The sequence below is a fragment of the Nonomuraea wenchangensis genome (genome assembly GCF_900111685.1).
GTDB lineage: Bacteria > Actinomycetota > Actinomycetes > Streptosporangiales > Streptosporangiaceae > Nonomuraea > Nonomuraea wenchangensis.
Genome location: NZ_FOHX01000006.1, coordinates 221314 through 248308, shown reverse-complemented (window position 1 = coordinate 248308; position 26995 = coordinate 221314). Strand labels below are relative to the sequence as shown.

The following is a 26995-nucleotide window of genomic DNA, read 5'->3' as shown; positions in this document are numbered from 1 at the left end:
GCCGTACCTCGTCATTGTTGGGAGCGGCAGTCAGGCGCGCATCGGTGAAATCACCGGTTCACGTTCACGAAATGAACAGGCGGGTCAGCTCGACCCGTGAGCGTACGCCGAGCCGGCTGAAGATGTTGCGCAGGTGGTGCTCGACGGTGCGGCGGCTCAGGAAGAGCTGTTCGGCGATCTCCTTGTTGGTCGCGCCGCCGGCGACCATCCGGGCGATCTGGAGCTGCTGCGCGGTCAGGGGAGCCGCCGTGCCAGGGGCGGCGGCGGTGGGGCGGGTCGTGTCGCCGGAGGCGCGCAGCTCGGTCCGCGCCTGGTCGGTCCACAGGCGGGCCCCGTACCGTTCGAACGTCTCCAGGGCGGCGTGCAGGTGGTTGCGGGCGGCGCCGGGGCGGCGCTCGCGGCGCAGCGCGCTCCCGTACAGCAGGCGGGTTCGGGCCGTCTCGAACTCGCACAGCCCCTGCCCGTGCAGCTCCAGCGCCTCCAGGAACAGCTCGTCGCCCTCGCCCGCCGGGGCGAGCAGCGCGCGGCAGCGGGCCACGAGGGCGCGCAGGTCGGGGCTGCGGGTGCTGCCGACCCAGCGTTCGAGCACGCGCAGCGCGGCGGAGGCCCGCTCACGGTCGCCGGTACGCGCGCACGCCTCGATCAGGTGCGGCGTCGCCATGACGCGGATGACGACGTGGCTGTTGCGGCGTTCCGCGCGCAGCCGCTGGGCGGCGTCGGCGGGGCGGCCCGCGGCCAGGTCGAGGTAGGCGAGCGCCCAGTTGCCGATCGCGCCCGCGAGGCCGAGGTCGTGGGCGTCGGCGAGGTCGATGGCGGCGTCGGCGCGTACCCGGCAGGTCTCCTGGTCGCCCTCCACCGCCGCGGTGATCGCCAGCCAGGCGAGGTGCTGGGCCGCCGTGTTGAGCTGCCCGGTCTCCTGCGCCAGGCGCAGCCCACGGGCGGCGGTCTCGGCGAGCGAGGCGTAGCGGCCGGTCCAGTAGTCCGGGTAGATCATGTACTCGAGGAGCTGGGGGATCGCGGAGGCGACGCCGCGGACGCGGGCGGACTCGACGGCGCGGGCCGACAGGCGGTGGGCGATGGCGTCCTCGCCGAGCAGCATGCTGGCCACGCACGCCCAGACCAGCACGGACGGGTCCCGTACGGCCCCGGCCAGCTCGACCACGCGCCGGAGCGGGCCCGCGGCCTCCTCGTGCGAGCCGCTGAACGTGGCCGCCATGCCCGCCAGGTACTCGAACATCAGCTCCGTCGGGGCGCTCTCGTCCGGGCGGCGCAGCGCGGCGGCGTGGCGGGCGATCGCGATGAACGCCCGGTTGTCGCCCGCCCGGTAGCTGGCGTCGGCGGCCCTGACCAGGGCGCGGACGCCGAGCATGCGCTGCTCGCCGTCCAGCAGCCGGCCGGCGGCGGCCAGCAGCTCCTCGCGGGCGCTGCCCGTCTCGCCGCCGAGCAGTTCGAGGCTGCCGCGCAGGAACTGTACGCGGCCACGCAGCTCGTCGGGCGCGGTGACGCCGGGGGCGGTCAGGGCGCGCAGCCGGGCGAGAAGGGAACGGGCGGCCTGAGGGCGGCCGGCGGTCCAGGCATGATGCGCCGCGGCGGCCAGACGCTCGGCCTTGAGCGTGGGGTGGGCGGTGAGGTCGGCGGCGCGCTCCAGGGCCAGGTACGGCTCCGGATGGTCGTCCAGGGGACGCGCGGCCAGGGCGGCGGCGGCCAGGTCGTCGGCGACGCGCGTGGCGGGGGCGTCCAGCGCCCACGACCGGTGCCAGGCCCGGCGCAGCCGCTTGCCGGGGGAGTCGCCGGCGGCCTCCGAGCGCGCGGCGGCCTGGCCAGGGCGCCTGCGGCGGGGCGGGGGCTCAGTGAGCATGGTGGCGAGAAGGTGGTGGGCGTGCCGGCGCTCGGACAGGGAGGCGTCCTGATAGGCCACCGCGCGTACGGCGGGGTCGCGGAAGGCGTACCGGTCGCCGTCGGCCTGCAGGACGCCGGCCTGCTCGGCCGGTTCGAGCGCGGTCAGCGCGCAGGCGGGGCGGGCGGCCCGGAGAAGGGCGGCCACGTCCAGGGCGGGGTCGGCGGAGATCAGGAGCAGCAGCCGGCGGGTCTCGCGGGGGAGCGCGGCGAGCAGCGCGGCGTGCTCGCGCCACAGCCGGCCGCTACGGGGGAGCGTCGTGGGCGGGGCGGCGACCCCCGCGAGCTGGTCGGGGGTGAGCGAGCCGATGAGCTCGGTGAGCGCGAGCGGATTGCCGCGGGCGACGGCGTCGAGGGCCGCGACCAGGTCCTCCGGCAGCCGCCGCTCCGGGGTCAGGTCGGCGGCCAGCTCCCGTACGGCTTCCTGCCCGAGCCCTTCGACGGCCCGCGCCGGCACCCCGTCGAGCCCGGACGGGGACCGGGCCGCGAACAGGAGGGCGACGCGCGCTCGTCCCAGGCGGCGGGCCGCGAACGCGAGCGCGTCCCTGCTGGCCGGGTCGAGGTGGTCCACGTCGTCCACGCAGGCGAGCACCGGTCTGCCGCCGGCGGCGACCGCCGACAGCAGACCGAGCACGGCGGCGGGCAGCACCAGGCCAGGAGCCGTCGTGCCGCACTCCAACGCCTCCCGCAGCGCCCGGACCTGCCCCTCGGGAAGCGTCCCCACCTCCTCGGCGATCGGGCCGAGCAGACCGTGCAGCCCGGCGTACGGCAGCCGCGACTCCGCCGCGACGCCGGAGACCCGCAGCACCAGAAAACCGGGCGTCGCGCGGGCCACGGCCAGATCGAGCAGCGCCGTCTTGCCGATACCCGCCCCGCCCGTCAGCAGCAGCGCGCCGCCGCGCCCGTCGCGGGCGTCGTCCAGCAGCCGCAGCAGCACACTCTTCTCGTCGCCGCGCCCGCGCAGCAGGGGCTTGGGCGGGTGCGGACGGTCTTGGCCCGATGACACGCCCACCAGTGTTACCCGGACATGTCATCCCTGAAAGGGCCCCCGGTCAGGAGACCGGTGATTTCCGATACGCGGCGTCAGCGCAGGTGCCCCATCAGAAGGGCGTTCCATTGCGCTGTCCCTACCACGGCAGCCCATCTTCTGGAGTCCTCGACCCGCCCGTTTCGCCGGGTACGGCGGATGAACCGCAAGCCGCTCGCCTGACGGAGCTCGTAGACGGTGTCGCCGCAGGGGCACGTCCAGGCCAGGACCCGCCCGGCTGGGGCGAACCTCTCGGGAACGGTCCAAACCAGCGGCTCGCAATGGGGAGTGGGCGGGCTGACGTGTGGGCTGAAGCACGGGGGCGGCCGGTCGCTTCGACTGATCCAATGCGTGGGCTTCCTGCCCTGCTCGTCCGAAGTCATCGCACCTCCGCCAGGTCCGGTGCGGCGGCCGGCGCCCTCGCAGCGGTGAGAACCTCGGCCCAGATCACCCGGCCACCGAGAGCGTTGTCGCCCACGCCCCAGCGCAGCGCCGTCTCCGCGACGAGGTGCAAGCCGCGTCCTGAGCAGTCCAAGGTGTGGGAACGGCGGATACGGGGGACGGTCAGGCCGCCGTCGTCCATGACGTCGATCCTGGCCAACTGGTCGCCGATGCTCCGTACGTCGAGGGTGATCAGACCGCCCGCCAGGCCGGAGATGGAGTGCTGTACGGCGTTGGCGACCAGCTCGGTGACCACGAGCTGCACGTCGGTGACGTCCTGGTGTCCTGCGGCTGTAAGGATGATCTTGACGCAGTGGCGAGCCACTCGCACCGAGCCGAGCTCGCCCGGAAGCACCAGCTCGGCGAGGAACTGTCCAGTCATAGCCGGCCCCGGAGCGGGGTCTGAGGGACGTTACAGGGAGGGTGCCCAAGCCGATCATCTGTCATAACCCGCTCCTCGTGTGGCGCGATGCCCATCGCAGTCGCTTGCTCTCCATCAGTAATGGTGGACTCACGCATTGCTAAGCGTCAATGCACTGTGCAGATTCGCAATGCACAGAACATTGGAGCAGCGGCAAGCAGGCTTCTGCCACACTTGGCGACATGTCCACGAGTCACAGCCCGACGGTGAGACTGCGACGCCTGGCCCGCGAACTGCGAAGAATGCGGGAGGGCGCTGGGTTGACACCCGAGGCGGCGGCTGCGCAACTCGGATGGAGCCGAAGCAAGGTCAGCCGCATCGAGACCGGGCGGACCATGGCCAGCCGCTCCGACGTCGCCGCGGTCTGCGACCTCTACGGTGTCAACTCCGCAGCACGTGCCGGGCTCATCCAACTGGCGGCTGAGGTTCGCCAGCGCGGCTGGTGGACGGCGTACGCCGATGTGTTCACAGGCTCGTACATCGGCCTGGAGGACGAGGCGGCTCTGATCAAGCAGTGGGAGGTTCAACTCGTCCCGGGGTTGCTGCAGACCGAGGACTACGCCAGGACGGTCATCTCCTTGCATCGCCCCGAAGAGGAGGTGCAGCGTCGGGTCATGGCCCGCATGGCTCGACGTACGTTGCTCGGCCGACCAGACGCGCCACAGTTCTGCGCGGTGCTCGACGAAGCTGCCGTCCGCCGCCCGATCGGCGGTGCAAAGGTGATGCTCGAACAGCTTGAAGCGCTGGTGGTCGCCGCAAGGCGAGGAAATGTCGAGATCAGGGTCCTTCCGTTCGTGGCGGGCGAGCACGCGGGCTTGGAAGGGGCCTTCACCATCCTGAGCTTCGCGGAAGAGATCGATCCCGATGTCGTGTACGTCGAAGGAACTGCGGGCGACATCTATGTGGAAAGCTCCGAGCAAGTCGAACGCTGTAAGCTCATATTCCAGCGTATTTCGGACGCCGCGTTGTCCCCTGAGGAATCCTTGGTGCTGATCTCGACTGTCAAGGACCAACTAGACAAATGATCGATCTCTCACAGGCCGAGTTCCGTAAAAGCAGCTACAGCGGTAGTGGCAACAACTGCGTCGAGGTGGCGACGAACCTTCCTGGCGTGGTGGTTGTACGAGACAGCAAGGATCCTGATGGTCCCAAGCTGGTCTTCTCGCGCGCGGAGTTCGAGGCGTTCATCACCGCTGTCAAGAGCGATCACTTCGGTTGACGACACCGGAGGAGGCGGGGCCGTTCGGCATCGGGATCCCGGGTGACAGCGCGGTCCGGATTGACCGGATCTCCGCCTGACCATCATGAACGAGGCCATCGGCCGGTGGTATCGCGACCCTTGGGACGGGAATCGCATTCAGTTTCGTACCGGCCGCCTGGCAATCAGCACCTCAGTCGTCAGCTCCTGCTCCCACCGGCCTGCCGGATTGTCGGCGAGCAGCGCCTTCCTCAGCGCCTCGACGAAGACGGGCAACCGGTCGCCGAGTACGCCGGGCGAGCTGTAGGAGTAGGAAAGCTGCAGCCCGACCAACCCCTCTACGTCCCACATCAGCCGACGCGTGAACGTACGAGATTCCAGCTCGCTGAACGGCGAGGTGGCCAGGACTTCGTGGTGATGTTCCTCGGTGGCGTGGAAGCAGTTGGCCGCTGCATTGATGTCGAGACCGAATGCCTCGCATATACGCCGCTCCACCGGCTGCCACGGCTGCGCGCTCGGCTGCCAAGGCTCTCCCGACAGCCTGCCTGGGCCGATCAGCGCCATCGCGCCGCAAGGCGGCAGCAGCTCATCCAGCTCCGCCAGCACCGCCCTGCGATCCATCCAGTGAAATGACCTGCCCATCACCACGTGGTCGAACGGCGGCAGCGCGTGCAGCGTGGTCGAATCGCCGCGCATCCACGTGATGCGGGGGATGTCGGCTGCTATGCGCCGGCCCTCGGCCAGCATCTCTTCCGCCGGGTCCACGGCAAGTACGGTCTTCACCCAACTGGCGAGCGGGATCGCGATCGTTCCCGGGCCACAGCCCAGGTCCAGCACCCGGCTTCCCGTGCCGAGGGCTCCGGCCAGGTGCTCAATCGCCGCACTTCCATACGTCGGGCGGTATTTCGCGTAATACGGCGCAGCCCCGCCGAACAAGTCGTCCTCCATGAACGAGAACCCGTCACTGCGGCTGTGGATCTGGGCGGAGAGGGGGCCTCGCCGCAATGGTCCGGTCCCCTCTCCCTGCATCAGCAGTCCTTATAGGCGTGGCGGCTGCTGTTGTACGAGCACTTGTGGACGAGCTGGCCTCGGGCGTTGCGGAGATATCCGGTGTCCTTGACCTGGTTCCAGATATAGGCGAGGGTGCCGCCGCTCCTGCCCCAGTACAGATTGGTGGCGGTGTCGCGGCCCCTGCCGGTGCGCAGGGTGACCGTCTTGCCGGCCCTGAGAGTGAAAGTGCCGAACGTGTAGACGTGGTCCGCTCGGGCCGTCTCGTCGCGGACGGTCCAGCCGCTGAGGCTGACCGCGCTCCGGCCGGTGTTCTTGATCTGTACGTACTCGCCGTTGAGGCTGCTGTTCGCGCCGGAGTCCGGCGAGCCGGGCGAGTCGTACCAGATCCGGGAGATCTTCACTGTGGGAGCGGCGGCGGCCTGAGCGGGAGCCGCCAGGGTGAGGGCAGTGGCGGCGGCCACCAAAGCGGCGAGGGGGGCGACGAGGCGCACTTGTAGTCCTTTGGGATTGGATGTGCAGTTCGTGTGTATGACGCCTCATCAAGGGCCGGCGTTCACGTCAGCGGGTCTTTGCGGGGCGTTCCCTGGACAGCAGCCTTCTGATCGCCGGTACGAGGCCGTTCGGCAGGAAGAGCACCACGGCGATCAGGACGAGGGCGTACACCGCGTACGACAGCACGCCCGGCGCGTACGACGGCATCCCCGGCAGGTTCGCGAGCCGGTCCAGCCCCTGGACCAGGAGGGTGATGGCGGCCGCCCCCACCACCGCACCCCAGATCGTGCCGAGGCCGCCGACCACGGCCATGACGATGTACTGGATCGAGATCAGCACCGGGAACGACCCCGGGGCCACGTACCCGGTGTAGAAGCAGTAGATGCCGCCGGCGAGGCCGGCGAAGGCGGCGGACAGGGCGAGGACGGCGAGCTTGTAGCGGCCCACGGGGATGCCGGAGGAGGCGGCGGCGGTCTCGCTGGTGGCCAGGGCGCGCAGGGCGCGGCCGGGGCGGGAGGCGATGACGTTCCGCGTGACCAGCATGACCAGCGCCAGCCCGGCCCACGTCAGGTACGCGTACGCGGTGACCCCGCCCGCCTCGAACGACCAGGCGGAGAACGGCGGGATGGCCTGCAGGCCGATGTCCCCGCCGGTGAAGTCGAGCTGCCCGGCGAGTGAGAGCAGGATGAGCTGCATGGCGAGCGTGGCGAAGGCCAGGTGGTGGCCGCGCAGGCGCAGCAGCGGCAGGCCGACGACGAGGGCGAACGCGGCGGCCGCCACGGGCGCGGCGAGCAGGCCGAGCAGCGGCGGCAGGCCGTTCAGCGCGAGCAGCGCGGCCGTGTACGCGCCCACCCCGTAGAAGGCGCCCTGCCCGAGCGAGACCTGCCCGGCGTACCCCATGAGCAGCGACACCCCGACGGTGACCATGGCGGCGAGGCCGAGCAGGACGTACACGGCGAGGGCGCTGTCGTCGAGCACGGCGGGCAGCGCGAGCGTCACGGCGGCGGCCAGCGGAACGGCCACACGGCCAAGCATCATGTCGGCTCCTGGGAGATCGCCGGGCGGCGGCCGGCCTGCACGATCATGACGACGAGCATCAGCCCGAGGGCGATCTCCAGCTGGTGGGAGCCGTAGCCGTAGCCGGCGGCCATGGTCTCGGCCACGCCCAGCAGCAGCGCGCCCGCCAGCGTGATCACCGGCCGGGTCAGCGCGCCGAACACGGCCGCGGCGAAGCCGTTGACGATGAGCGTGACGTCGCTGTCGAACGAGATCGGCCGCATCGGCGTCACCAGCACCCCGGCGAGGCCGCCGAGCAGCCCGCCCAGCGCGAACGCGAGCAGCCCCATGCGGCGCACGTCGATGCCGACGACGCGGGCGGCGTACGGGTTGGAGGCGCAGGCGGTGAGCGCCTTGCCCAGATAGGTCCGGCCGAAGAACAGCGCGAGCGCGGCGAACGCCACCGCCGTCACCGCGATCACCAGCAGGTGCTGGGTCTGGATCCGCGCCCCCGCGACGGTGACGGACCCGGCGAGGCCGGGCGCGGAGCGCGGCTGGTCGCCCCAGAGCACGATCTCCACCGCGTACGCCAGCACGCCCACGCCCAGCGTGACGATGAGCGACGACAGCGGCGTGGTCCCCGGCCGCCCGACGGCGGCGAGGCCGGTCAGCAGCCCGGCGACGGCCGCCGCGAGCACGGCGGCGAGCTCGCTCGCGCCGTGCGGGAGTCCGAGCCCGAGCAGCGAGGACGCGCACAGCCCGGCCACCACCGCGAACGTCCCCTGCGCGAAGTTCACCACCCCGGTCACCCGGTGGATGACGACGAGGCCGCTCGCGATGAGCGCGATCGCGCACCCGACGGCGAGGCCGTTCAACAGGTAGGTGAGGAAGGCGCTCACGTGATCGCCCCGCCCAGGTAGGCGCCGGCGACCCGCGGATCCCCGGCGAGCGCGGCCGACTCGCCCTCGGTGACCAGCCGGCCGGACTCCAGCACGTACGCCCGCCGGCACAGCTCGAAGGCCAGCCGGGCGTTCTGCTCGATGAGCAGCACCGCGAGGCCGCGCGCGCGGTTGAGCTCGGCCAGGTGCCGGGCGAGGCCGGCGGTCACGTTCGGGGCCAGGCCGAGCGACAGCTCGTCCACGACGAGCACGTCGGGCCGGGACATGAGGGCCCGACCGAACGCCACCATCTGCTGCTCGCCGCCCGACAGCACGCCCGCCCGCCGGTCCGCCAGCTCGGCCAGCCGGGGGAGCACGTCGTAGACGGCGGACGGGTCGCGGACGCCGGAGCGCCAGCCGCCGAGCGCCAGGTTGTCGGCCACCGAGAGGTCGGGGAAGAGCTGACGTCCCTCGGGGATCAGCGCGAGCCGGCCGCGGACCGTGACCGTGCCGGAGGCGGGGCGCAGCAGCCCGGCGAGGGCGTTCGCGAGGGTGGACTTGCCCGCACCGTTCGGGCCGAGCAGGGCGACCATCTCGCCCTCGGCGACGCTCAGCGTGACGCGGTCCAGGGCGGTCGCGGCGCCGTACGCGACGACGAGGTCCGTCACCTCGACCACGGGAGCCGGGGTCATGCGCTCTGTCCCAGGTAGGCGGCGAGGACGAGCGGGTCGTTCCTGACCTCGGCGGGCGGGCCGTCGGCGATGACCCGGCCGAGGTCGAGCACCACGATCCGGTCGGCGAGCCGGGTCACGAACGCCACGTCGTGCTCGACCAGCAGGATCGTCAGGCCGCCCGCGCGCAGCTCCTCCACCAGCTCCGCCAGGCGCTCGCGCTCCTGGCCGCGCAGCCCGGAGGCGGGCTCGTCGAGCAGCAGCAGCCGGGGCCGGGCGCACAGCGCGCGGGCGAGCTGGAGCGCCCGCTGCTGCCCGATCGGCAGCTGGTCGGCGGGCCGGTCCGCCCATTCGGACAGGCCGACCCGGTCCAGCGCGGCGTCGGCCCGCGCGGCGATCTCGCGCTCGTCGCGCCGGTGGCGGGGCAGCCGCAGCGCCGCCGCGACGAACCCGGCCGAGGTACGGCCGTGCAGGCCGACCATGACGTTCTCGCGCACGGTCATGCCGCGGAAGACGCGGGCCGCCTGGAAGACGATCGACATGCCGAGCCGCGCCCGCCGGTGCGGGGCGAGCCGGTCCACCCGCCGGCCGAGGAACGAGATCTCGCCCCGCTCGGCGGCCAGGTGACCGGTGATGAGGTTGAACAGTGTGGACTTGCCGGCGCCGTTCGGGCCGATGACGCCGCAGACCTCGCCGTCCGCGACGTCGAGGGTGACGTCGCGGACGGCGTAGACGCCCCCGAAGGAACGGGAGACCCCCTGGACGGCCAGCACCCGCTACCCCAGCGCGCTGACGGTCTTGGCCAGTTGCTCCGCCGCCCACGGGGTCGGGACGAACGCGCCGTTCTTGACCGTGTTGACGGAGATGTACTCGGGGGAGAGCCCGGAGTGGTCGGTGGCGGAGTAGCGGAAGCGGCCGTTCGGCGTGACGAGGTCCATCGACTCCAGCGCCTGCCGCACCTTCTCCTTGTCGGTGCTGTTCGCCTTCCTGATCGCCTCGAACAGCAGCAGGCTCGCGCTGTAGCCGTCCTGGGCGAACTGCGGCGGCGGATAGCCGTGCTTCTGCCGGTACGGTCCCGCCATCTGCTCGATGACCTGCTTCTGCCGGCCGGCCGGAAGGTGCTCGCCGATGACGCCGATCGCGCTCTGCACGGTCATGCCCTCGGCCGCGGCGCCCATCGGCTCCAGCCACAGCTTGCTGGCCTGCGAGGCGGTCAGGAACAGCGGCGTCTTGAGGCCGGAGGCGACGTACTGTTTGGCCGCGGTCACGCCGGGCGCGCCGGAGCCCCAGAACACCAGCGCCTCGGCGCGGGAGTCGCGCACGTGCTGGAACAGGGCGCTGAAGTCGGAGTTCGTGGTCTCGTACGGCTCGTCCACGGCGATCGTGACGCCGTACTTGCCGGCGAGGGCGGTCATCGACTGGTGGCCGGAGACCGAGTACGCGCTCTTGGAGTCCCAGGCGACCGCGATCGTCTTGATGCCTTCGGCCTGGATGTACTGCAGGTAGCGCTCGGCGTACATGCTGGACAGCGCGGGGGTGACGAAGACGTACGACTTGATCGGCTCGACCTGCTCCTGCGCGGGCGCGAGCGACAAATACGGCATCTTGTCGCGCTGTGCGAGCGGTTCGACGGCGAGCGCCGCGTTGGAGAAGACCGGCCCGATCAGCGCGTCGATGTCGCCCTTGATCTGGTTGTAGGCGACGATGCCCTGGTCGGGGGCGGTCTTGTCGTCGCGGGTGACCAGCTCGACCTTGCGCCCGAGCAGCCCGCCGGCCGCGTTGACCTGCTCGACCGCGAGTTCGACGGCCTTCTTGTCCTCGCTGCCGAGCGGCGTGTAGTTGCCGGTGAGCGAGACGATGAGCCCCACCTTGATCGCATCCCCGCCGCCGCCTCCGGAGCCTGAGCCGCCGGAGCCGCAGGCGGTCACGGCCAGGACCACGCCTATCAGGGCGGGCAGCAACTTGCGCATTCAGGACCTCCTGACTGCGATGAGGCCCTGAATGTAGGCAGGTACATTACGGCTGTCAAGAGAGTGCCCAAGATGTGGGGAGGGGTCCATGCGGCCTCAGTCGGTGATGCTCACCTTCCTTGGGGATCACGTGTACCGGCGCGGGATCTGCGTCTCCTCACGCAGCTTCATCGAGGCGTTCGCCAAGGTCGGCATCTCGGAGGAGGCCACCCGCTCCACCCTGACCCGCATGGTCAGGCGCGGCCTGCTGCGCCGCCGCCGCTCCGGCCGGCGCATGTACTTCGGGCTCACGCCCACCAGCGACGAGGTGCTGAGGGACGGCGAGCGGCGCATCTGGCACAGCGGGGTCGTCAACGACGCCGCCGAGGACCGCTGGACGCTGATCGGCTTCTCGCTGCCCGAGTCGTGGCAGCGGCAGCGGCACGAGTTGCGCTCCCGGCTCGTCTGGTCCGGCTTCGGCCCGCTGCAGAACGGCCTGTGGATCGCACCCGGCGAGGTGGACGCGACGGAGGTGATCGACGACCTGCGCGCCGACCTGGGCGCGAACGTCAAGGTGTTCGCCGCCGAGCCGCGCCGCCCCACGGACATGCAGGCGCTGGTGCGGGAGGCGTACGACCTGGAGGGCCTGGGCCGCCGCTACCGGGAGTTCCTGCGCCGCTGGGACCGGCCCGACCCCGCGCCGGAGGCCCCCGACGACCTGGCCCGCTCGCTGACGCTGCTGACCGGCTGGCTGCAGATCATCAGGACCGACCCCCGGCTGCCGCTGCGCCACCTGCCCGCCGACTGGCCGGCGGAGCAGGCCCAGCGGGTCTGCCACGCGCTGCACGAGCGGTTCAGGCCGGAGGCGGCGGCCGTCGCGGAGCGGCTGCTCGACACCGTCCCCGACGACTCCCTGACGGGCCTCGATCGCGGGCGGGACGGTGACAGCGATCACATCGTGGCCTAACTTGGGGGCGAGGAGGCCCGATGCGGAATCAGGGGATTGGCTCGTGGCCGGCGCGCAGGGCGCGGATGACGCCCGACCGGGTCGCGCTGTCGTTCCAGGGACGCGACCGCACCTACGGCGAGCTGCGGGAGCGCGCCTACCGGCTGGCCTCCGCCCTCGCGGCCGAGCTCGGCGTGCGGCGCGGCGACCGGGTCGCCTACCTCGGGCCCAACGAGCCCGCGCTGGTCGAGACGTTCTTCGCGGCGGGCCTGCTCGGGGCGGTGTTCGTGCCGCTCAACACCCGCCTCGCCGCCCCCGAGCTGCGCTTCGTCCTGGAGGACGCCGCCCCGGCGGCGCTGCTGCTGGGCACGGGCCGCGACGGTGACGGGCTGCCCGGCCGGCACGTGGCGGCGGAGGCGTACGAGGACCTGCTCGCGGCCGGCTCGGCCGCCCCGATCGACGAGCCGGTGAGCCGCGACGACGTCTGCCTGATCATGTACACCTCGGGCACCACCGGCCGTCCCAAGGGCGCCATGCTCACCCACGGCAACCTCACCTGGAACGCGGTCAACCTGCTGGTCGACGTGCCGCTGGGGCCCGACGAGGTGACGCTGGTCAGCGCGCCGCTGTTCCACATCGCGGCGCTGGCGCAGACGCTGGTCCCGACCGTGCTCAAGGGCGGCCGGTGCGTCCTGGAGCCGTCGTTCGACGTGGAGCGCACGTTCGAGCTGGTCGAGCGCGAGCGGGTGACGGTGATGTTCGGGGTGCCGTCGATGTTCGGCATGCTCACGCGCTCGCCGCGCTGGGCCGGGGCCGACCTGTCGAGCCTGCGCCACCTGCTGTGCGGCGGCGCGCCGGTGCCGCTGCCGCTGATCCGGGCCTACCAGGAGCGCGGGCTGACGTTCCTCCAGGGGTACGGCATGACCGAGACCGCGCCCGGCGCGCTGTTCCTCGCGGCCGAACACTCGGTCGACAAGGCGGGCAGCGCCGGGGTGCCGTGTTTCTTCTCCGACGTCCGCCTCGTCGCGCCGGACGGCTCGCCCGCCGCCCCGGGCGAGCCCGGCGAGGTGTACGTCCAGGGCCCCAACGTCATGCCCGGCTACTGGCGCCGCCCGGAGGAGAGCGCGGAGGTCCTCGACGCGGACGGCTGGTTCCGCTCCGGCGACGTCGGGATCGCCGACGAGGACGGCTACGTGCGCATCTCCGACCGCATCAAGGACGTGATCATCTCCGGCGGCGAGAACATCTACCCCGCCGAGGTCGAGAGCGTGCTCTACGGCCATCCCGCGGTCGCCGAGTGCGCGGTGATCGGCGTGCCCGACGAGCGCTGGGGCGAGGTGGGCAAGGCGCTCGTCGTGCCGCGGCCTGGCGCGGCGGCCGAGCCCGGCGACCTGCTCCGGCACCTGGACGGCCGGTTAGCCCGCTACAAGATCCCGAAATATCTGCAGATCGTGCCCGAGCTGCCCAAGAACGCGGCGGGCAAGCTGCTCAAGGCCCCACTCAGGAAGATGTACGGATAAGAGCGGCGAGAGCCCGGGGGACCCGGTCCGGGCCCTCGCCGGCCCGGTCAGCGGACGACGACCGTGGTCAGCGTCCGCGGCTGCAGGGTCACCGTGCGGCCGGCCACCGGTGACGGGGTGAGGGAGTTGTCGTTGTTCGTCACGTACGCGGTGGCCCGGCCGGGCACGCCCTTCCAGGTGACCGCGGCCGTCCCGGTGTTGAGCACCTCGATCACCCGGGAGCCGTCCGGGTTGCGGAAGGCCGACACCTTCAGCGCCGGATCGGCCGCCGAGGCGCCGACCCGGACCGCGCCCGGCCTGATGAACCTGCTGTAGGCGGCGAGTGCCCACAGGCGCTTCGACACGCTGTACGTCTTCGCCACGTCGTCGATCTGCAGCAGCGCCCGGGTCGCGCCGCGCGAGGCGCCGAGCCAGTAGACGTAGCCGCTGACCTGCCCGAGCGTGAGCGCGTCATGGACGGCCGAGGCGATCGTGAAGCCGTCGAAGCCGCTGCCGTCGTCCCAGGCGGTGTTCCAGCGGTCGCCGTTGGGGTTCCACTCCGACATCCACGTCCTGCGGGCGGTCGGCAGCGGCGCGTCCACGGGGCTGGCGTAGGTGTGGCCGGTGTGCGTCTTCACCCAGCGGCGGGCCTCGGGGTCGGCCTCGATCGCCGCCGTGTACGCCTTGGCCTCGTTCCAGCCGAAGGAGTCGCAGCACGCCACGTCGACGTTCCGTGCGATCGGCCCGAGCACCTTGACGAACTCGGCGGCCTGCTCCGGGGTGAAGCGCATGGAGGCGTACGTGGCCGTCCAGTCGGGCTCGTTGGTGAAGCCCAGGTCGGTGATCCTGATGCCCTCCTTGGCGTAGAACTTCGTGTACGCCACCAGGTAGTTCGCGTAGGCCCGCCGCCACTCGGGCAGCAGCGTGCCGCCGTTCTTGTCGTCGCCGTTGTCCTTCATGTAGCCGGGGGCGCTCCAGGCGTCGGCGAAGAAACGCCGCACGCCGTAGCGCTGGGCCTCCTTGGCCACCCAGACCTGGCTGTTGTCGTCGCCGTCCCACACGTATTTCGGCGGGGCGTCCGGGCCGCCGGGGTTCTCCGGCTGGATGGAGACCATGTGGTCGTACGGGCTGCCGGCCGGGGAGGAGCCGATGCCGAGGCGCAGGATGCTCAGCCCGGCGCCCTTCTTCCGGTCGAACCACAGGTCGAGGATCTCGCGCTGCTGCTCGGCGGGCAGCGCCTTGAGCAGCTCGTTGCGGCGGAAGGCCTGGGAGATGCCGAAGCCGTCGATCTCCTGGTGGCGTACGTGCTCGTCCAGCGTGACGGCCGGGGGCGGGGCGGGGTGTGCGGGGTGGACTGCGGGGAGGCCGAGCAGGGTGATCGCGACAATCCCACGTAACATGGCGACTCCGAAAGTTTCGGAAATATGGCGATATGTTTCTCGAACCCGCCCGGAACGCTAAATGTCGCAAACACCTCCCGTCAACACCCATCTCAGGTTTTCCGCCACGGTCAGATCTGGTCCGGGCGCCACGCCGGCAGGCCGTACGTCTTCGCGACCGTACGCCAGGCGTCGGCGAAGCGCGCCTTCGCCTTACGCGCGTCCTCCGAGCGGGCCAGGCCACGCCGGTAGTCGCGGTCCTCGGCCACCGGGCCCGAGCAGCCGCCCGCGACGTGGCGGCGCGCCCAGGACAGGAACGCGGCGTCGGCGTCGAACGAGGCGTCCAGCGCGGCCACCAGCGACTTCCGCAGAGCGGTCCCGTCCGGGAGGGCGTCCACGGTCAGCGCGCGGGCGGCGGCGAGCTGGTCGCGGCGGCCGGCGGTGATGTCCACGATTCTGTCCAGGCCGCTCTGGCGGCACTGGGTCGTGGCGACGATGGCGTCGGTGAGACCGGAATGAGAGGCGTTGCTGCTGGCCAGCACATCATTCATGGCCCGCGCTTGGGCGGCGGCGGGTCCGGCGGGTTGCGCGGGTGCGGCGGACTTGGTGGGCTGCGCGGGACCAGCGGCGGACTGGGTGGGCCGGGCGGATCGTGCGGGTTCGGTGGTCTGTGTGGGCTTGGCGGGTTCGGCGGATGCCGTGGGGGCGGCGGGCGCGGTCGCGCCGGGAGCCGCGGCCTCCTCGCCGGACTGGGACGTGATGGCGCTGGAGTCGCCCGCACCGACCACCGGCCGCGGGGCGGCCCCTCCCTCGGTGACCACCCACCAGGTGAGCCCCGCCGCCACCAGCGCGGCGGCCAGGCTCACCAGTACGGACGCCCGCCGCCACCACCCCCGCTGCCCCTCCACCGGCTCCTCGGCTCGAGGCGCGGCCGGTCGGTCCTCGAACAGGCCGGACCGGGGCGGCCCCTGGAAGGGGTAGGGACCCGGCCGAGGCGAGCCGGCCCGCGCTGGGCCGACGCCGCCCGTCAAGGGACGAGTCCCAGGAGGGGGCGGCTCCGCCGGCGGCGGGCCGGAACGAGGGGCACCCGCTCCGGAGGCGAGCGGCCCGGGCTGGGGCGGCCCGGACTGGGGCGGTCCGAACCAGCGGGGACTGGGCTGCGGCGGTGGTCCGGGCTGGTGGGGATCGGGCTGAGGCGGGGGGCTGGGGTGGCGAGGGTTGGACTGAGGAGGTGGTCCGGGGCGGCGGGGGACAGGCGGGGGCGGAGCGGGGCGGGATGCGCTCGGGTAGGGATGACCCGGCTGCGAGGTGCCGCGGTAGGGATGCCCGGACCGGGGCGGGTCGTCGGGGAAGGGCTGGTGGGATCGGGGCGAGCCGGGGAAGGGGCGGCCGGGCATGCGCGAGGCAGAAGAGCGCTGCCCGCCCCTGGCCCCGCCCGGCCCAGGCGCCCCCTGCCCCTGCGTGTCGAGTCCGGGGGCGCCCGACCCATGATCGCCGCCTCCAGGGGCGCTGGGCCCGTGATCGCCGAGCCCGTGATCAGCGAGCTCATGGTCGCCGAGCTCACGGTCGCCGGGCCCATGGTCGCCGGGCTCGGGGGCGCTGGGCTCGTACACGTCCTGCCCGGAGGTGCCGTGCGCAGCAGAAGCGGAACAACGGGGGCAGCGCGGGAGGGTGGGTGGGGTGGGGGAGCCGCAGTGGGGGCAGAGCCGTTCGCCGTCCGAGTCTTGCACCATGTGCGCCCTCCCCGGGGTCGGAGATCAGCGGCCGAAGCAGATGGTCCGCCCCGCGCGGACCTGGTCGGCCTTGTAGGTGACCTGGTCGATGGTGGTGCCGTCGGCGTCCACGAGGACGAGGCCGCCGCCCTGGTTGCCGAGCCGGAACGCCCCGCCGAGCGTCACCCGCACCGTCGAGCCGCCCGCGAGGCTGCCGATCAGCCCCAGGCGCCCGCCGGAGCCGGACAGCGACCATCCGGTGAGGTCCACGGTGCCGGGCGTCAGGTTGAGCAGCGTGACGGACTCGTTCCCGCGGTCGGCGCCGCGCGGGTCGGGCAGGGCGGCCACGATCAGCACGTCGCCCGCGGCGGTGAGCGGCGGCAGGGTCGGCGCGCCGGGCGGCGCGGGGTCGGGGTCGATGACGAACCGCTCCGGCCAGACCGTGAGCTGGATCTGCTGCCCTGAGGCGCGTACGACGTCGTGCAGGTTGCCGCGTTCCAGCGTGTCGAGCAGGAAGAGCTGGTCGTCGCGGTGCACGGGGTCGGCCCGCAGCCAGGTGTCGAAGTGCGACAGGTCGGTGAACCCCTCGGCGAAGTACGGCACGAGCCGCCGGAAGAGCTTCGGCCACAGGACGAGCTGTTCGGCCGCCGCGAGCCCGTCGATCGGGGCGAGGCCGTCGGGGTCGCCGGTCGCGCGCGGCCAGATGCCGGTGGGCAGCGCCTTCTGCCGGGCCTGCGCCGACACCTCGGCCAGATGCGTACGCAGCTCGCCCGGCAGCGTCGCGTAGAAGGCCGGGTAGACCAGCCCGGCGGCGAGCAGCCCGGCGTTGACGGTGTCGTCCACGCCCGCCGCGTCGAGGAACACGGCCGCGCCGTCGGGCCCGGGATGCTCGCCCGCGCGGACGAACCCGATGAGCCGGCCGTTGGCGTCGACGCCGTTGGTGAGTACGTGGCCGCGCAGCTCGTCCTGGTCAGCGGAGCGGACCACGTTGGGCAGGTCGTCCCAGAAGACGACGTTCGTGAAGCCGAGCAGGCGCAGCAGCTCGTCGCGGGCGGCGAACGCGCCGGCGGGCTCCTGGTGGGTCTCGGCGAAGTGGGTCTCCAGCGCGTCCACGGCCTCCAGGCGGATGGACACACCGCGGCGGCTCAGGGCCGGGGGCCGTCCGGAGTGCCGGGCCAGCCGTTCGACCAGCGCCGGGTTGTCGGGCCTGAACTTGACGGTGTCACCGTCGGGTTCGGGGCCGCGCCGCGGCGAGTCGGGGTAGCGGATGACGAAAGCGCCGCGTAACAAGGTATAACTCATCGCAAATCCCCCATGTGCCGGCGACCGGAGCGTAGCTCCCATCCGGGGCCTCGTCCATGACTTCGCACAGATCAGCGATGGTCGGCGCGCTCCGCCGTCACGGGTCCTCGTCGGGAGTGTCCACGTAGCGCAGCAGGTCTCCTGGCTGGCATTCGAGCACCTCGCACAGCCGCGCCAGGGTGGAGAACCTGATGGCCTTGCCCTTGCCGGTCTTGAGTATCGACAGGTTGGCGATCGTCACCTCGACCCGGTAGGACAGCTCGGTCAACGTCATGCCGCGCTGAGCGAGCAGCTCGTCGAGCCGGATCTCGATGCGCCCTTTGAGCTCGCCCGGTGGCACTAGATCGTGCCTTCGAGCTCGTCGAGCATGGCCAGGCCGCGCCCGATCACCTCGGCCACCACGAACGCCCCCACGCCCATCAGCACGGCGACGAGCGGCGAGCCGACGTCGCCGGGCACCCTGCGCAGGTCCTGTACCGTGTCGGCGGAGAACAGCGTGCGGTCTCCGGCCACACCCCGCGTGGTGATGCGGACGAGCCAGAACAGGGAGAAGAGCATCACCAGCGCGCCAGGCAGCCATGTGAGCAGGTGCAGCGAGGCCAGCAGCGGTGCACGCGCCGGATCGTGGAGTGTCGCCTCGACCACGACGTCCACCGCGCGCACTCCCGGGGCCAGAGCCCCGTCGAGCGACACACGGGCGTGCGACGGCCAGAGCCCGGTGAAGCCGTAGTCGGCCTTCGCCGTCGGTAAGGCGAGGATGACGTCGGCGATCAGCCGCGCGAGGAAGGCGAGCACGCCGAGCACGAGAGCGGTGGTCAGGAGCAGGTGCAGGCGCCGGGTCCAGGGGCCGGCCGCCCCGGGCGCGGTTGCTGTCGGGCTGTCGGACATCGATCGTCTCCTTATCGTTTATCGATGAGAACGTAACTGACGTTAGCATCGAAAAACGATAAAACAAGTCGAAAAAAGCGTGCGAGCAACGCGAATCGGCCAGACTTTAGACATACGCCCGTGAACGCGGAAGGATCGGACATGGCCGAAGAGCAGGAGATCGTCCAGCCCGGTGGGCCCAGGCAACTGGACCAGGCCCACGAGGTGGTCGTTGCGCAGGTCCGGGACATCACCCGCGAATCGAAGATCGTCATCGAGGCCGGCGGCGGGGTGGACACCGCCTTCCGCCGGTTGTTCCCGACCACCTACGACGTCACCGTGCATCACCCTGAGGGGCTGGAGACCGGCGAGGACAAGTAGTCCGCGGCGGCGGGGGTGGCGGCGGTCAGCGGTAGACCGCCACCGCCGCCTCCCCGATCAGGCCCTCCACGACGCCGACCAGCTCGGCGACCTCGCGCGAGCTCTCGCGGGAGATCTCGCGCAGCCGGCCGACCAGTTGCCCGGACGGCTGGTCGAGGTAGAGCTCCTCCTCCAGCCGCAGCACGGCGACCAGCCCGCACAGCGCGGCGCAGCGCGCGTCCGGCTGCCGCCAGCCCTCGACCGCCGAGCGGGCGCCGGACGAGGCGCGCACCACCGAGGCGATGTCGGCGGGCTCGTAGCGGGTGGTCGGCAGCACGCCCATCACCCGCCGGGTGGTGCGGCGCAGCACCCCGGAGTCGGTCAGGGTCTCGCGGGTGCGCTCGTAGGCGTCGCCGGCCGCCTTCTTGATCGGCGTACGGACGTCGCCGGGTTCGCCGGCCACGAGCGCGAGCAGGTCGCCCGCGAAGGCGTCACCGTCGTCCGCGGCCGGTACGGAGGCCGCCACCCGGCCCCGCGCGACCGCGACCCGGCCGTCCAGCGCCAGCTCCAGCAGCGCCGCCCCGGCCAGCCCGAGCGCCATCGAGGCCGGATGGATGAGCAGTTTCCCCGCCTGGCCGTGCGCGATGAGGTACAGGTCGTGGTGGAGCGGCAGCCGGTCCATGGTGGCACCCGCTAGAACCGGTCGGCGGGCACGCCGCCGAGGACGGGCCGGCGGCCGAGCAGATAGAGCACGAGCAGCGCCAGCGCCCCCAGCGCGAGCCAGATCAGCCCGAGGACCTGCGCCAGGACGTTCGCGTTGATCACCACGAGGATCAGGATCGCCATGCCGATCAGCGGCGCGGCCAGGTGCGACCACCACGCCCCCGAACGGCCGCGCAGCGTGTAGTGCACGATCACCGACACGTGCAGGACGACGAAGGCCACCATCGCGCCCATGTTGATGAGGCTGCTCAGCACGCCGACGCCGTCGTCCCTGAGCGACATCCAGATGCCGAGCCCGACCGACAGCGCCGACACCAGCATGATCGCGTTGGCCGGCACGGAGTGCCGGACCGACACCCGGGCGAGGAACGCCGGGAGCTGCCGGTCGCGGGCCATCGCGTACAGCAGGCGCGAGACGGCCACCTGGGCCACCAGCGTGTTGGCCAGCCCCCAGAACAGCGCCGTGGCGATCGAGGTGACGCCGCGCAGCCACTCGCCGCCCGCGACCGCCGCGGCGTCGTAGAAGGCGGTGTCGGACCGGCTGGTGAGCAACCCGTCAGGATCGGGCACGAGCAGGGCGGCGACCCAGACCTGGGTGATGAACAGCACCCCGGCCAGCACCAGCGCCAGCCGCATGGCCCGGCCGACCTGCTCGGAGCCGCCGGTGGACTCCTCCACCAGCATGCTGATCCCGTCGAAGCCGAGGAAGGACAGCACCGCGACCGAGACCGCGGCGAAGACGATCGGCCAGGAGAAGGTGTCGCCGTTGAACAGCGGCGCCAGGCTGAACCCCCGCCCCTTGCCCTGCAGCAGGGCCCAGACCCCGACCAGCAGGAACAGCGCGAGCACGACCAGCGCACCGACGATCATGACGCGGGTGAGCCGGATCGTCATGCGGATGCCGCGCAGGTTGATCGTCGTGTTGACGGCCACGAAGCCGATCACCCACGCCCACACGGGAACGGCCGGGATCACGTCGTTCATGGCGATCGAGGCGACCAGGTAGAGCAGGCTTGGCACGAGGATGTAGTCGAGCAGCACCATCCAGCCGGTGAGGAACCCGACCGGCGGCGCGATGCCGCGCCCCGCGTAGTTGTAGACGGAGCCGGACAGCGGGAACGCCTTCACCATCTGCGCGTACGACGACGCGGTGAACAGCAGGGCGATCATCCCGACGAGATAGGCCAGCACCGGCATGCCACCGGATTCGGCGTAGACGAGCCCGAAGATCGCGAAAGGCGCGATCGGGACCATGAACACCAGGCCGTAGAAGACGAGGTCGGCCAGCCCGACCCCGCGGTGTAACTCCTGGCGGTAACCGAACTGTTCGATGCTCTGCTGAGTGCGCACGACCTCTCCATCTCGTCATGCGGCAAGCGCGGGGGGTGACTCGGTGATCCTTCCGCAGCCCGGGGCCGCGTCGCAAGAGTCCCCCCTCACCTCACCGCCCACAGGCGGCTCAGTGAGGCCGTCAGAGGCGCGCTAATGGTGCCCCATGCCGGTGCCGCTGCCGGTCCCGGTGCCGGTCCCGGTGACGCGGACCGGCGGGCCGTAGCCGAGGACGCCCATCATGCCCTGCTCCTGGTGGTACAGGTTGTGGCAGTGGAACATCCACTCGCCGGGGTTCCTGGCCTGCACGTCGATCTCGACGCGCTCGCGCGGCTTGACGTTCACGGTGTCCTTGCGCGGCCCGTGCCCGCCCGGCACGTGCACCTGGAACGTGTGCCCGTGCAGGTGCATCGGGTGCCACATGGGCGACAGGTTGGCCAGCACCACCCGGATCGTCTCGCCCCGTTCGACCTGCAGCCGGTACGGGTCCCCCGCCAGCCGGTCGTTCAGCGTCCACTCGTTGCCGGACGGGCGCATGCCGAGCTCCACCAGGACGGTCCGGGTGGGGCGGGGCAGGTTGTCGGCGCGCCGGGGCCGCAGGTCGCGGTAGGTGAGCAGTTGCCCGTCGAGCTGCGTCGGCTGCACGTCCGCGGCCGGCGCGGTCCCGCTCGCCGTGCGCACCAGAGCGAACGCCCGCGCCCCTTTCCCCTCGGCCAGCGCCACCAGCGGGAACACCCCGTCCTCCAGCCGGGCCAGGAAGTCGTAGCGCTCGCCCATCCCGATGAGGAACGTGTCCACCGTGACCGGTTTGACGGCGAACCCGTCGGCGTGCGTGACGGTCATGCGGTGGCCGCCGAGCGCGACGCGGAAGGCGGTGTCGGCGGCGGCGTTGATGATCCGGAACCTGGCCCGCCGCCCCGGCCGCGCGGTGAACGTGACCGGTGTTTCCGGGCCGCGCCCGTTGACCAGGTAGAGCGGGTGGCGGACCTCGCCCGTGACGCCGCCGAGCAAGGTGCTGCGCAGGGTGTCGTCGTGGTCGGCGCTGGCGTTGAGCTGCGTCAGCACCTCGTCGGGGGTGCCGAGGATGCCGTCGAGCCAGTCGTCGAGCAGCACAGTGAACTCGACGTCGTAGCTCAGCGGCTCGCGCGGGTCGTGCACCACGAGCGGCCCGTACAGGCCGCGGTCGGCCTGCATGCCGACGTGCGAGTGGTAGAAGTACGTTCCTGGGTCCGGCACCCGGAAGGCGTAGTCGAACCTGCCGCCCGGCGGGGTGGCCACCTGGGAGTAGCCGGGCGCGCCGTCCATGTGGTGGGCGATCTGGATGCCGTGCCAGTGCACGGTGGTCGCCTCCGTCAGCCCGTTGACCAGCGGCGCGCGGACCACGCCACCGGCCGTGGCGCTGATCAACGGGCCGGGCAGCTGTCCGTTGTACGCCCAGGTGTTGATCGTGTGCTCGCCCAGGGTCACCGTCATGGGCCGGGCGTGCAGCGTCACCGGGCGCGGCCGGCCCGCGGAGGCAAGGGACCCGGAGGAAAGGGGCGCGGGGGTGGGCGGGGTGGGGTCCGCCGCCGACGGCTTGCCGAGCAGGCGCGCTCCCGCCGCGAAGGCCCCGGTGACGATCAGTCCTCTGCGCGATACGCGTCTGCCGGACCACCACGTATGTGTCACAAGCATTCTCCCCCCGTTCACTTGGCACGGTAACGGACAGTAACGGGAGATTCGGTGTGCCACGCGGACGGCGCGACAGGGTGGTTGATCCGGGGCGCGGCCGAGGAGTAGCGTCGGGAGAACGGCCGATGTTAATCGATTAACACTTCGACAGCGGTACACCTCCCCACGTCCATCTCACCCGCCTCGCTCGCCGACCTCAGAGGAGCTAATTACCGTGTATCCCTATAGGGAATGCTAGGTTATACGACTAGCATGAGACCCACAGCACGCCAGGTCGCCGAGCTCGCCGGCGTCTCCGTCGCGACCGTCAGCTACGTCCTCAGCGGCCGGGACCGCCCGGTCGCCGCCGAGACGCGCCGGCGGGTGCTCGACGCCGCCGGACGGCTCGGCTACACCCCCGACCAGGCCGCGCGCAGCCTGCGCAGAGGCCGCACCCAGCGCGTCTGCCTGGTGCTCAGCTCGCTCGGCGGCGTGCCCACCGACGAGCGGCTGGCCACCGACCTGCACGAGATGGCCGACGCGCGCGGCTACTCCGTCGTCAACCTGGCCGTCTACTCCGAGGCCCGCGCGAAGGCGGCCGTAGACGTGCTGCGCGGCGGCGTCGCCGACGGCGCGCTGATCAACGTCACCGGCGGTCACCTCGCCCCGGAGCTGATCAACGGCCTCGCCGCCGCGGGACTGCCGATGGTGGTGCTGAGCAACGAGGACGGGCTGGAGGGCTGCGACGTCGTACGGACGCCGGAGACCGACGCGTGCGAGGAGGCCGTCACGCACCTGCTGGCGCGGGGGCGGCGGCGCATCGCGTTCCTCGCCCACCGCCACGACCTCTACCGGGAGCGCCCCTCGGGCCGCGTCCTCGGCTACACGAGGGCGCTCGACCGGCATGGCGTGCCGGACCGGATCATCACCTCCGGGGCCGACGACCGTGTGTCGGCCTACCAGACGGCCACGGAGCTGCTGCGTTCCGCCGACCGCCCCGACGCGATCTTCGCGGCCTCCGACCGGGCCGCGATCAGCGCGATCTGGGCGGCCAGGGACGCCGGGCTGCGCGTGCCCGACGACGTCGCGATCGTCGGCGTCGGCAACATCGACGAGGGTCTCATCACCAATCCGCAGCTCAGCACGGTCGGGCCGCTCCGGCACGACTACACCGACGTGGTGCGGCTGCTGTTCGACCGCCTCCAGGCCGAGGAGGCGCCGGCCGCCCGCGAGATCGTCCGCTCCTGGACCTTCCTGCGGCGTGGCTCCTCCTAAGAAGGGAAACGCGAGATGTCCCCCAATCTCAGCCGCCGTGACCTGATCCGCCTCGCCGGGGCCGCCGCCGCGGCTCCGGTGCTGTCCGCCTGCGCGGGCGCGCCCCCTGCGCCGTCCGCCGCCGCGCCCGGCACGTTCACCGTCTACTGGAACGCCGGCCACGACTACGCGGCCTACCGCAAGGTCATCGCCGAGTTCGAGCAGGCCAACAAGGTCAAGGTCAACCTGCAGAAGTACCAGTGGCCCGACCTGCGCACCCGCCTGCTGGCCGACTTCGCCTCGGGGACCGTGCCCGACCTGGTGGAGGAGCCCGGCGGATGGGTGCAGGAGTTCGCGATCTCCGGCAACGCCCGCTCCCTGCAGGACTTCGTCGACCGCGACGGCGGGGCGATGGGCTTCCCCGCCGACTGGCAGCCGGTGACCGTCGAGCGCAACTCCTACCAGGGCAAGGTGTACGGCGTCCAGCTCCACCTCACCTGCAACACGCTCCTCTACAACAAGGCCATGCTGCGCGAGGCCGGGCTGGAGCCGCCGTCGACCTGGGAGGAGTTCCTGGCCGCCGCGCGCAAGCTCACCAAGGACGGCGTGTACGGCGTCGCGCTCAACCAGGACCACACCTACGTGTGGCCGTGGCTCATCCAGGCCGGCGTCACCCCGTACGACCCGGCGACCGGCGAGATCATGGGCCCGAGGGAGGCGGCCGTCGAGGCCCTGCAGTTCCAGGCCGACCTCGTCCACAAGCACAAGGTCGCGCCGGTGCCGGTGTCGAGCACCGACTACTCGGGCCCGCAGAAGCTGTTCTCCGCAGGGCGCGCCGCCATGATCCTCACCGGGCCCTGGGACCTCGACCCGATCAGGAAGACCAGCCCCGACCTGGAGCTGGGCGTCGCGCCGCCGCTGAAGCACCGGACGCGGGCCACGCAGGCGGCCGGGGTCAGCCTGTTCGTGCCCGCCAAGGCCGCCCGGCCCGAGCTGTCGTGGGACTTCGTCAAGCGCGTCACCGCGGCCGAGGTGGAGCGGGCCGCCACCGCGGAGACCGGCATGCTCATGCCGCGCAAGTCCTGGGCGGAGCTGTCCGAGGTGCGGTCGGACCCGGTCACCAAGGTCTTCGCCGACGCGCTCGCCATCGCCCAGGACCCCTCGCAGCAGGTGCGCCTGACCGGGCAGCTCGGCAAGTGGGACGAGCAGCTCAAGGTGATGTACCAGCAGGTGCTCATCCAGAACCAGCCGGCCGCCGAGGCCCTCGCGGCCTTCACCAGGACCGCCGAGGGCTTCCTCAAGTGAGCGTCAGGACCCCGCGCACCCTGGCGGGCCGCTACGCCCGTACCGCCTACCTCTTCCTGCTGCCGGCGATCCTGTTCTTCGCGGCCTTCTTCTACCTGCCGATCGGCAACGTGGTCGCGACCAGCCTCCGCACGGGACCGCAGGCCGACCAGTGGGCCGGGCTCGGCAACTACGCCGACGCGCTCGGCGATCCGGCGGTGCGGCACTCGTTCCTGGTCACGGTGGCGTTCGCGGTCATGGTGGTGATCGGCTCGATCGTGCTCGGGCTGGCTCTCGCGCTGGCGCTGGACCAGCCGCTCAGGGGGCGGGTGGTGTTCCGGGTGCTGCTGCTGGTGCCGTACCTGACGTCGGTGGCGATCGTCGGGCTGCTCTGGCGCAACATCCTCGACCCCGAGCTGGGCGTGCTCAACCGGGTGCTGGCCGGGCTCGGGCTGCCCGGCCAGCAGTGGCTCAACACCGCGCCGCTGCTCACCATCGCCTGCGTCACGCTGTGGCAGAGCGTCGGCTACACGATGGTGCTGTTCCTGGCCGGGCTCCAGGGCATCCCCGAGACCTACCACGAGGCCGCGCGGATCGACGGCGCGGACGCCTGGCGGCGGTTCTGGCGGATCACGCTGCCGCTGCTGGCGCCGACGACGCTGTTCGTCTCGGTGATGGCGGTGATCTCGGGGCTGCAGGCGTTCGGGCAGGCGTACATCATCACCAACGGCGGGCCGGGCGACGCCACCGACCTGTCGGTCTTCCACATCTTCAACGTCGCCTTCCGCACCCGCGACTTCGGCTACTCCTCGGCGCAGTCGGTGCTGCTGCTCGTCGTGATCGTCGCGTTCACGCTGGTGCAGCTCCGGGCCGGGCGGCGCGGGGAGGTCACGTACTGATGCGCAGGACCCTGCTCTACGCCCTGCTCGCGCTGGCCGGCCTGGTCACCGTGCTGCCGCTGCTCTACATGGTGTCGCTGTCGCTGCAGACCGAGGCCGAGACGCTGGCGGCCGACGCCGTGCTGGTGCCGGACTCGCCCCAGTGGGGCAACTACGCCGAGCTGTTCACGCGGGCGCCGTTCGGCGACTTCATCGTCAACAGCCTGGTCGTGGCGGGCGCGATCACGCTGGCGCACCTGCTGTTCGACCCGCTCGTCGGGTACGTCTTCGCCAAGTTCCGCTTCCCGCTGCGCAACACGCTGTTCGTGGCGCTGCTGGCCACGCTCATGGTGCCGTTCTTCGTGCGGATGATCCCGTTGTACGTGCTCATGGCCAACCTCGGCTGGCTGAACACCTACCAAGGGCTGATCACGCCGTTCCTGATGGACGCGTTCGGGATCTTCCTCATGCGGCAGTTCATCCAGCCCATCCCCGACGACCTCATCCACGCCGCCCGCATCGACGGCGCCTCGGAGCTGCGCGTCTACCGCAGCGTCATCCTGCCGCAGACCCGGCCGGCGCTCGCCGTGCTCGGGCTGTTCACCTTCGTCTTCCAGTGGAACGAGTTCCTGTGGCCGCTGGTCGCCACCACCACGCCCGAGATGCGGACCATCCCGGTCGGGCTGACCCTGTTCAACCAGGAGTACTTCACGCTGTGGCACCTGACGGCCGCGGGCTCGGTGATCCTCTTCGTGCCCACCGCCGTGCTGTTCGTCCTCACCCAGCGTCACTTCGTCAGGGGCATCGCCCTGACCGGTCTCAAATAGGGAGC

26 protein-coding genes are annotated in these 26995 nt (G+C 71.8%); 9 read left to right on the top strand and 17 right to left on the bottom strand.

Features of this window, described 5'->3' with window-relative positions; translation table 11 throughout:
- Window positions 1-64: 64 nt before the first annotated feature.
- Window positions 65-2902 (bottom strand): LuxR C-terminal-related transcriptional regulator, encoded by a 2838-nt coding sequence (locus tag BMW85_RS20235; RefSeq protein WP_091084083.1) that lies wholly within the window; start codon window positions 2900-2902, stop codon window positions 65-67.
- Window positions 2903-3302: 400 nt separating this feature from the next.
- The gene (locus BMW85_RS20230; protein WP_091083466.1) at window positions 3303-3746 is read right to left on the bottom strand and encodes an ATP-binding protein; all 444 of its coding nucleotides are present in this window, start codon (window positions 3744-3746) and stop codon (window positions 3303-3305) included.
- A gap of 221 nt (window positions 3747-3967) precedes the next feature.
- Between BMW85_RS20230 and BMW85_RS20225 the strand changes: the two genes are divergently transcribed.
- Window positions 3968-4810 (top strand): helix-turn-helix domain-containing protein, encoded by an 843-nt coding sequence (locus BMW85_RS20225; RefSeq protein ID WP_091083464.1) that lies wholly within the window; start codon window positions 3968-3970, stop codon window positions 4808-4810.
- The gene (locus tag BMW85_RS20220) at window positions 4807-5004 is read left to right on the top strand and encodes a DUF397 domain-containing protein (RefSeq protein ID WP_091083462.1); all 198 of its coding nucleotides are present in this window, start codon (window positions 4807-4809) and stop codon (window positions 5002-5004) included. Before BMW85_RS20225 ends, BMW85_RS20220 begins: the two co-directional genes overlap by 4 nt.
- 138 nt (window positions 5005-5142) lie before the next feature.
- Here BMW85_RS20220 and BMW85_RS20215 read toward each other — a convergent pair whose 3' ends face one another.
- The 7 genes from BMW85_RS20215 to BMW85_RS20185 form a co-directional block, all read right to left on the bottom strand.
- Window positions 5143-5931 (bottom strand): class I SAM-dependent methyltransferase, encoded by a 789-nt coding sequence (locus BMW85_RS20215; RefSeq protein WP_177240775.1) that lies wholly within the window; start codon window positions 5929-5931, stop codon window positions 5143-5145.
- Between the two features lie 80 nt (window positions 5932-6011).
- Entirely contained in the window at window positions 6012-6485 is a 474-nt protein-coding gene (locus BMW85_RS20210) for a lamin tail domain-containing protein (protein ID WP_091083458.1), read from the bottom strand.
- A 67-nt stretch (window positions 6486-6552) separates the two neighbouring features.
- Window positions 6553-7524, bottom strand: coding sequence for a branched-chain amino acid ABC transporter permease (locus BMW85_RS20205; RefSeq protein WP_091083455.1), 972 nt, complete (start codon window positions 7522-7524; stop codon window positions 6553-6555).
- A complete protein-coding gene (locus BMW85_RS20200; RefSeq protein ID WP_091083453.1) occupies window positions 7521-8381 on the bottom strand; it encodes a branched-chain amino acid ABC transporter permease in 861 nt (286 codons plus the stop codon). The genes BMW85_RS20205 and BMW85_RS20200 overlap by 4 nt, the downstream gene beginning before the upstream one ends.
- Window positions 8378-9052, bottom strand: a complete 675-nt coding sequence (locus BMW85_RS20195) for an ABC transporter ATP-binding protein (protein WP_245774951.1) — start codon at window positions 9050-9052, stop codon at window positions 8378-8380. The genes BMW85_RS20200 and BMW85_RS20195 overlap by 4 nt, the downstream gene beginning before the upstream one ends.
- Window positions 9049-9804 carry an ABC transporter ATP-binding protein gene (locus BMW85_RS20190; protein WP_091083451.1) on the bottom strand — a complete coding sequence of 252 codons (756 nt, stop codon included), beginning with the start codon at window positions 9802-9804 and terminating at the stop codon, window positions 9049-9051. Before BMW85_RS20190 ends, BMW85_RS20195 begins: the two co-directional genes overlap by 4 nt.
- A 3-nt stretch (window positions 9805-9807) precedes the next feature.
- On the bottom strand, window positions 9808-11001 hold the full coding sequence (locus BMW85_RS20185) for an ABC transporter substrate-binding protein (protein WP_091083449.1): 1194 nt from the start codon (window positions 10999-11001) through the stop codon (window positions 9808-9810).
- An 88-nt stretch (window positions 11002-11089) separates the two neighbouring features.
- Here BMW85_RS20185 and BMW85_RS20180 point away from each other — a divergent pair, with 88 nt between their 5' ends.
- Window positions 11090-11947, top strand: a complete 858-nt coding sequence (locus BMW85_RS20180) for a PaaX family transcriptional regulator (RefSeq protein ID WP_091083447.1) — start codon at window positions 11090-11092, stop codon at window positions 11945-11947.
- Between the two features lie 20 nt (window positions 11948-11967).
- Complete coding sequence (locus BMW85_RS20175) at window positions 11968-13446, top strand: acyl-CoA synthetase (RefSeq protein WP_091083445.1); 1479 nt, start codon at window positions 11968-11970, stop codon at window positions 13444-13446.
- A 47-nt stretch (window positions 13447-13493) separates the two neighbouring features.
- On the opposite strand, the gene BMW85_RS20170 is transcribed toward BMW85_RS20175, so the two are convergent.
- The 5 genes from BMW85_RS20170 to BMW85_RS51215 all read right to left on the bottom strand — a co-directional run bounded on the left by BMW85_RS20170 (window position 13494) and on the right by BMW85_RS51215 (window position 18706).
- Entirely contained in the window at window positions 13494-14825 is a 1332-nt protein-coding gene (locus BMW85_RS20170; RefSeq protein ID WP_091083442.1) for a glycoside hydrolase family 30 protein, read from the bottom strand.
- 110 nt (window positions 14826-14935) lie between these two features.
- Window positions 14936-15712, bottom strand: coding sequence for a hypothetical protein (locus BMW85_RS51975; RefSeq protein WP_091083441.1), 777 nt, complete (start codon window positions 15710-15712; stop codon window positions 14936-14938).
- Between the two features lie 849 nt (window positions 15713-16561).
- Entirely contained in the window at window positions 16562-17818 is a 1257-nt protein-coding gene (locus BMW85_RS20160; RefSeq protein ID WP_245774949.1) for a lamin tail domain-containing protein, read from the bottom strand.
- A 97-nt stretch (window positions 17819-17915) separates the two neighbouring features.
- Entirely contained in the window at window positions 17916-18158 is a 243-nt protein-coding gene (locus BMW85_RS51220; RefSeq protein ID WP_245774948.1) for a helix-turn-helix domain-containing protein, read from the bottom strand.
- Complete coding sequence (locus BMW85_RS51215) at window positions 18158-18706, bottom strand: hypothetical protein (protein ID WP_245774947.1); 549 nt, start codon at window positions 18704-18706, stop codon at window positions 18158-18160. The genes BMW85_RS51220 and BMW85_RS51215 overlap by 1 nt, the downstream gene beginning before the upstream one ends.
- 141 nt (window positions 18707-18847) lie before the next feature.
- Between BMW85_RS51215 and BMW85_RS20150 the strand changes: the two genes are divergently transcribed.
- Window positions 18848-19066, top strand: a complete 219-nt coding sequence (locus tag BMW85_RS20150) for a hypothetical protein (protein ID WP_091083433.1) — start codon at window positions 18848-18850, stop codon at window positions 19064-19066.
- Window positions 19067-19091: 25 nt separating this feature from the next.
- Here the strand turns inward: BMW85_RS20150 and BMW85_RS20145 are convergent, their stop codons facing one another.
- The 3 genes from BMW85_RS20145 to BMW85_RS20135 form a co-directional block, all read right to left on the bottom strand.
- Window positions 19092-19727, bottom strand: coding sequence for a GOLPH3/VPS74 family protein (locus BMW85_RS20145; RefSeq protein WP_091083431.1), 636 nt, complete (start codon window positions 19725-19727; stop codon window positions 19092-19094).
- Window positions 19728-19738: 11 nt separating this feature from the next.
- Window positions 19739-21118, bottom strand: coding sequence for an APC family permease (locus BMW85_RS20140; RefSeq protein WP_091083428.1), 1380 nt, complete (start codon window positions 21116-21118; stop codon window positions 19739-19741).
- Window positions 21119-21250: 132 nt separating this feature from the next.
- Window positions 21251-22765: a multicopper oxidase family protein gene (locus BMW85_RS20135; protein WP_091083425.1), complete on the bottom strand. Its 1515-nt coding sequence runs from the start codon at window positions 22763-22765 to the stop codon at window positions 21251-21253.
- A gap of 255 nt (window positions 22766-23020) precedes the next feature.
- Between BMW85_RS20135 and BMW85_RS20130 the strand changes: the two genes are divergently transcribed.
- The 4 genes from BMW85_RS20130 to BMW85_RS20115 are packed head-to-tail and all read left to right on the top strand — an operon-like array spanning window position 23021 to window position 26990.
- Window positions 23021-24022 carry a LacI family DNA-binding transcriptional regulator gene (locus BMW85_RS20130; protein ID WP_091083423.1) on the top strand — a complete coding sequence of 334 codons (1002 nt, stop codon included), beginning with the start codon at window positions 23021-23023 and terminating at the stop codon, window positions 24020-24022.
- A 15-nt stretch (window positions 24023-24037) separates the two neighbouring features.
- Entirely contained in the window at window positions 24038-25306 is a 1269-nt protein-coding gene (locus BMW85_RS20125; protein WP_091083420.1) for an ABC transporter substrate-binding protein, read from the top strand.
- Window positions 25303-26184, top strand: coding sequence for a carbohydrate ABC transporter permease (locus BMW85_RS20120; RefSeq protein WP_091083418.1), 882 nt, complete (start codon window positions 25303-25305; stop codon window positions 26182-26184). Before BMW85_RS20125 ends, BMW85_RS20120 begins: the two co-directional genes overlap by 4 nt.
- The gene (locus BMW85_RS20115) at window positions 26184-26990 is read left to right on the top strand and encodes a carbohydrate ABC transporter permease (RefSeq protein ID WP_091083415.1); all 807 of its coding nucleotides are present in this window, start codon (window positions 26184-26186) and stop codon (window positions 26988-26990) included. Before BMW85_RS20120 ends, BMW85_RS20115 begins: the two co-directional genes overlap by 1 nt.
- The last annotated feature ends 5 nt before the right edge of the window (window positions 26991-26995 follow it).